This is a genomic window from Terriglobales bacterium, assembly GCA_035624475.1.
Lineage (GTDB): Bacteria > Acidobacteriota > Terriglobia > Terriglobales > Acidobacteriaceae > DASPRL01.
Genome location: DASPRL010000067.1, coordinates 1 through 4,628, shown reverse-complemented (window position 1 = coordinate 4,628; position 4,628 = coordinate 1). Strand labels below are relative to the sequence as shown.

Genomic DNA, 4,628 nt, shown 5'->3' with positions numbered 1-4,628 from the left:
TACCCTGCCCAAGCGCGAGGACATGCCCGCGAACCCCATCTCTCCTTACGCCGTGGCCAAGCTGGCGGGCGAGCTTTACATGACCTCGTTCCACCGCGTGTACGGCTTCGAGACCGTGAGCCTGCGCTACTTCAACATCTTCGGGCCGCGCCAGGACGCCAACTCGCAGTACTCGGCGGTGCTGGCCAGGTTCATCACCGCGATGTTGCGCGGCGAGCGCCCCACCATCTACGGCGACGGTGAGCAGAGCCGCGATTTCACCTACATCGACAACTGCGTCTCGGCCAACCTGCTCGCCTGCGAGGCCCCGGCCGGCCAGGCCTGCGGCCGCACCTTCAACGTGGCCACCGGCCGCCGCTTCACCCTCAACCAGACCTTCGCCCTGCTGAAGAAGATCACCGGCTTCACGGGCGAGGCGATTTACGCGGAGGCCCGCCCCGGGGACATCCAGCACTCCCTCGCCGACATCGCCCTGGCGGAGGAGCATCTCGGCTACAGGCCTTTGGTGGACTTTGAGGAAGGACTGCGGCGGACGGTGGCCTGGTACAAGGAGTCAGGGGTCAGGGATCAGGAGTCAGCGGTCAGGAGGTAGAAACCGCCGCGCAAGCAAGACCCTCAATGCACCGCTGTTATCCGCAGTGCCTATCCAAATGCACGCAATTGATGCCCCCTGCCTCGCAACCGTCCGGGACCCAGCCCGCAGGGCGATTGACAATAGCCCAGCACGAAGTGCTGGGTAAGAGGCAATAGCGCGGACAAGTCCCACAGGGACGATTGGCCCTCTCTGCTTCCCAGGCTGCGCTCTGATGAAAAGCCCGCGCTTGGCGTTGACGTTCAATCGTCCCTCGCGGGACTGGCCTTGGACCTGCGCTTTTTCCCAGGACTTCGTCCTGGGCTATTGCCAATCGCCCTAACGGGCTAAGAGCAGCGGACAAGGCGGGCAGTAGCTAAGGGCAGGAGGCAGCGGTTCGCAGCTAGAAAGGTCCTGCTGCCGTCTGAGGTCTGCTGTCTGTCTCTACTGGTCCGCGATGGTGCTCTGCTGGCTCTCGGCGGGGCGCAGCACGCGCTCCACCGAGTAGGGGGCGCGGCGCGAGGGCTCGTGGTAGTGGCGCACCTGCATCTCCCCCAGCAGGCCCAGGGCGAGCATCTGCGCGCCCCCCAGGATGAGCACCGCGGCAAACAACATCAGCGGCCCGTGGTCGGCCATCACCGGCTGGTGGTAGAGGAACTTGTGGACCATCAGCCACACGCCGATCAGGCCCCCGCCCACGAAGCCTGCCATGCCCACCGTCCCGAAGAAGTGCAGCGGGCGCGAGAGGTAGCGCAGCAGGAAGCGGATGGTGATCAGGTCGAAGAAGACGCGAAAAGTGCGCGAGAGACCGTAGTGCGAGTTGCCGCGCTCCCGGTTCACGTTCTTGATCGGGATCTCGCAGATGGTGGCGCCGTGCCAGGAGGCCAGCGCGGGAATGAAGCGGTGCAGTTCGCCGTAGAGCGGCACCTGGTGGATCAATTCCCGGCGATAGGCCTTGAAGGTGGTGCCGAAGTCGTGGATGTCCACCCCGCTCAGCTTGGCCATCAGCCAGTTGGCCACGCGCGAGGGGATGCGCCGCAACCACAGATTGTCGATGCGCTGCTTGCGCCATCCGCTGACGATGTCGTAGCCCTCGTGCAGCTTCTCCAGGAACAGGGGGATGTCCTCGGGCTCGTGCTGCAGGTCGCCGTCCATGGCCAGCACGTACTCGCCGCGGGCGTGGTCGAAGCCGGCGGCCAGCGCCGAGGTCTGTCCGAAGTTGCGGCGCAGCTTCACCACCACCACCCGGCTGTCCACCGCTGCGATCTCCTGCAGCAGGCGGAAAGTGGCGTCGCGCGAGCCGTCGTCCACGAAGACCATCTCGAAGGTCTCGCCCGTGGCCTCCATCACCGCCTTGAGGCGGTCATAGAGGACGGTGACGTTCTCCTCTTCGTTGTGAAACGGGACGACGATGGAGTAGCGGATCACGATGGCAGATTATACCTCGTCTTCGCGCCCAGGCCCCCGTATCCGGGGATGGACGCCGGTCTGGACGGCCCAGGCAGACCGCGGTTTTCGGGGGATAGGGCAGCTCGCGCCGGTCACGAGCCCTGGGGCCAACACGCTACCACAACCCGGTCACGGCGGGAAGAAACCAAGGTAACACCCCCGGGGCCCTGGCAGCGGGCGGGGCTCACCTCGCTGCCGCAAGAAGCCCGGCAGCCAGCGTTCCACTTGTGGCCGGAGTTCGGGATTCTCCCCCAGCTTTCCGGCCCTGGCTGGAGGACTCATGAAGCGCATGCTCCTGGGCTCGCTGCTGGCTCTCCTGCTTCCCTCGCTGGGATGCGTCGGCTACCACAACGGCTATTCTCCGTCCTCCACTCATTCTCCTGGCTGTTATAGCTGCGGACGCACGCGGCACCAGCACGAGGGTCGCGGCTCGGGCCACCGCGATGGCCATGGCGGCGGACGGCGTCACCGCGACCGCGACGACGACCACCACCATCGCCATCACTAGACGAGAAGGCTGGAGGCCCCGGGCAGAGTCGAACTGCCGACCCGCGGTTTAGGAAACCGCTGCTCTATCCATCTGAGCTACGGGGCCCATGCGACGTGAACCCATTATCCCACGTCAGTTTGCCGGCATGGCGGGAACGCGCTTTCGGGACCAGCCGGCGCCCGCCTCGTGGAGCGAATGCACTCCTGCTGGCCGCGCGCCGGCGGAGGCATCGCCGGCGGCACCGCACGGCCAGAAATCGGCCGCGACTTGCGGCCACTTTCTGTGCTATAGATTCCTCAATCTCCTAGGAGAGCAGCAATGGGGTCCGCAAGCGCCGCCCTGCTCGTGCTACAACTCGCGATGGGATGGAACCTGGCCCTGGTGGCGGCCGGAGTGGCCGCCTGCGGAGGCCTGGTCTACGTGATGTTGCGGCTGGGCGCGCGCGCGGCGCCGTCGCCCGAAGGCCAGGAGCCGGGGGTTCCGCCTCCCACGCTGCGCACCCGCGCCCGCCCCGACGGCGAACTGCACGCCGGCGACATCGCCGAGGTCCACAAGCTGCGCCGCGACCGCCGCGTCCCCATCGTCGCGGCGGTGACGGTGCGTACCCCCGAAGGCGCCACCGCCACCGGAACCACCCGCGAGATCTCCGCCGGCGGCATGTCCCTGCAACTGGCGGGCGCGGTGAAGATCTCGCAACCGGTGGAGCTGGAATTCGTCCTGCCTTCCGAGCAGCCCACCAGCATCCACGCCGTGGTGTGGTGGCGCAAAGGCGACATGATCGGAGTGCGCTTCGACTACGCCGATGAAGGCCGCGCGCGCATCAAGGACTGGCTGCGCGCGCAGGCGGCCCAGCTCGCTCACTGAGCCGCTCCCCGCCGCGGTTCATTCCACCCATCCGCTGCGGTACGCGACCCACCAGCTCAGGAGAACGATGGGAACCGTGGCCAGCAGGCCCCACATCAGCGGCAGCGTGAAGTCGGCCAGCAGCCCCAACCCTAGAAAGAGGAGCCAGAACACTTTTCGTTGCATACCCCACCCAGGCCCGACCCCGGCTCTGACCGGCGGCTACGAACTGCGGTCGCCGGCGCCGGTCCGGAGCTCGGCCACGATCTCCCGCGCTGCCTGCCGCGCCTGCTCTTCCTGGTCCACCGGAAAGGAGATGGCGCCCACGCGCGCATGCCCGCCGCCGCCGTAGCGCTCGCAGATCAGCGCCAGGTTCACCAGCTTCTCCGCCCGCGCCCAGGGATTGGAACCCACCGCCACCTTAGTCCGAAAGCTGCTCTTGCTCAATCCCACGCTGTAGGTGCACTCGGGATGCAAATAGTAGGGGATGAACTTGTTGTAGCCCTCCAGGTCCTGGTCGGTGACGTCGAAGAAGACGGTGCCCTGCTTGCACTCGGCGCGCTGGCGCACGATCGCGATGGAGTTGCGGTGCCGCTCCAGCAGCGGCGGCAGCAGGCCGGCCACGAAGGGCTCCTGCACGATGGCGGCCAGCGGCCGGCTCACCAGCAGGGGGATGAGCCGGGGAACGAAGCCGGGGTCCTTGGTGGCCTCGATAGCCAGGGTGAGCTGGGGCGCCGGCTGCTTCATTTCCACGGCGGTGGCGGCGTCCTGGTACTGGGCGCCGTCGATGATATCGGCCCACTCGATCAATTCCGCCACCGGGCGCGGATTGAAGCCGAAGCGCTGCTCCGCGACGGTGGCGATGAACTTGGTGCAGGACTTGAAGTCGGGATCGAAGAACTTGGTGTTGGACTGCTGCTGCTCGAAGTGGGAGGCGTCGGCAGGGGTGAGGAAGGCGCTCTGGTGGTGGTCGAACCACCAGGTGATGCGGGGCGAGGTGGAGTATTTGAAGTCCACGATGGCGTTCTCGTCGCCGTCGAACTGGCTCTCGTCGAACAGGGCGCCGGCGCGGTGCACCAGCCCGGTGAACTGGAACTCGGCGTTGTCGCGAATGCGCTCGCGGTAGAAGCGGGTGAACAGCCCCGCCGAGGCCGCCCCGTCGAAGCACTTGTCGTGATAGAAGACGCGGACTCTCACCTCTTCCCCTTCCCGCGGCAACGCCAAACAAAAGTAGATACAAATGACATCCCCCCGCGCTTCTGTCAAGTGAGCCGG

General features: G+C 66.5%; 6 protein-coding genes and 1 tRNA gene. 3 read left to right on the top strand and 4 right to left on the bottom strand.

Translation table 11 applies throughout. From position 1 onward, the window contains the following. The coding region (locus tag VEG08_02985; GenBank protein ID HXZ26945.1) for an NAD-dependent epimerase/dehydratase family protein at positions 1-592 on the top strand (592 nt) is incomplete at its 5' end. A gap of 423 nt (positions 593-1,015) precedes the next feature. On the opposite strand, the gene VEG08_02980 is transcribed toward VEG08_02985, so the two are convergent. Beyond that, on the bottom strand, positions 1,016-1,999 hold the full coding sequence (locus VEG08_02980) for a glycosyltransferase family 2 protein (protein HXZ26944.1): 984 nt from the start codon (positions 1,997-1,999) through the stop codon (positions 1,016-1,018). Between the two features lie 301 nt (positions 2,000-2,300). Here VEG08_02980 and VEG08_02975 point away from each other — a divergent pair, with 301 nt between their 5' ends. Continuing rightward, the gene (locus tag VEG08_02975) at positions 2,301-2,528 is read left to right on the top strand and encodes a hypothetical protein (GenBank protein HXZ26943.1); all 228 of its coding nucleotides are present in this window, start codon (positions 2,301-2,303) and stop codon (positions 2,526-2,528) included. A 10-nt stretch (positions 2,529-2,538) separates the two neighbouring features. Here VEG08_02975 and VEG08_02970 read toward each other — a convergent pair. After that, a tRNA-Arg gene (locus VEG08_02970) sits at positions 2,539-2,615 on the bottom strand. A gap of 213 nt (positions 2,616-2,828) precedes the next feature. Here VEG08_02970 and VEG08_02965 point away from each other — a divergent pair. Beyond that, positions 2,829-3,374, top strand: coding sequence for a PilZ domain-containing protein (locus VEG08_02965; GenBank protein ID HXZ26942.1), 546 nt, complete (start codon positions 2,829-2,831; stop codon positions 3,372-3,374). An 18-nt stretch (positions 3,375-3,392) separates the two neighbouring features. Here VEG08_02965 and VEG08_02960 read toward each other — a convergent pair whose 3' ends face one another. Together VEG08_02960 and VEG08_02955 are read right to left on the bottom strand one after the other, a co-directional pair. Then, positions 3,393-3,539: a hypothetical protein gene (locus tag VEG08_02960; protein HXZ26941.1), complete on the bottom strand. Its 147-nt coding sequence runs from the start codon at positions 3,537-3,539 to the stop codon at positions 3,393-3,395. A gap of 36 nt (positions 3,540-3,575) precedes the next feature. After that, the gene (locus VEG08_02955) at positions 3,576-4,550 is read right to left on the bottom strand and encodes a phosphoesterase (protein ID HXZ26940.1); all 975 of its coding nucleotides are present in this window, start codon (positions 4,548-4,550) and stop codon (positions 3,576-3,578) included. Between the last annotated feature and the right edge of the window lie 78 nt (positions 4,551-4,628).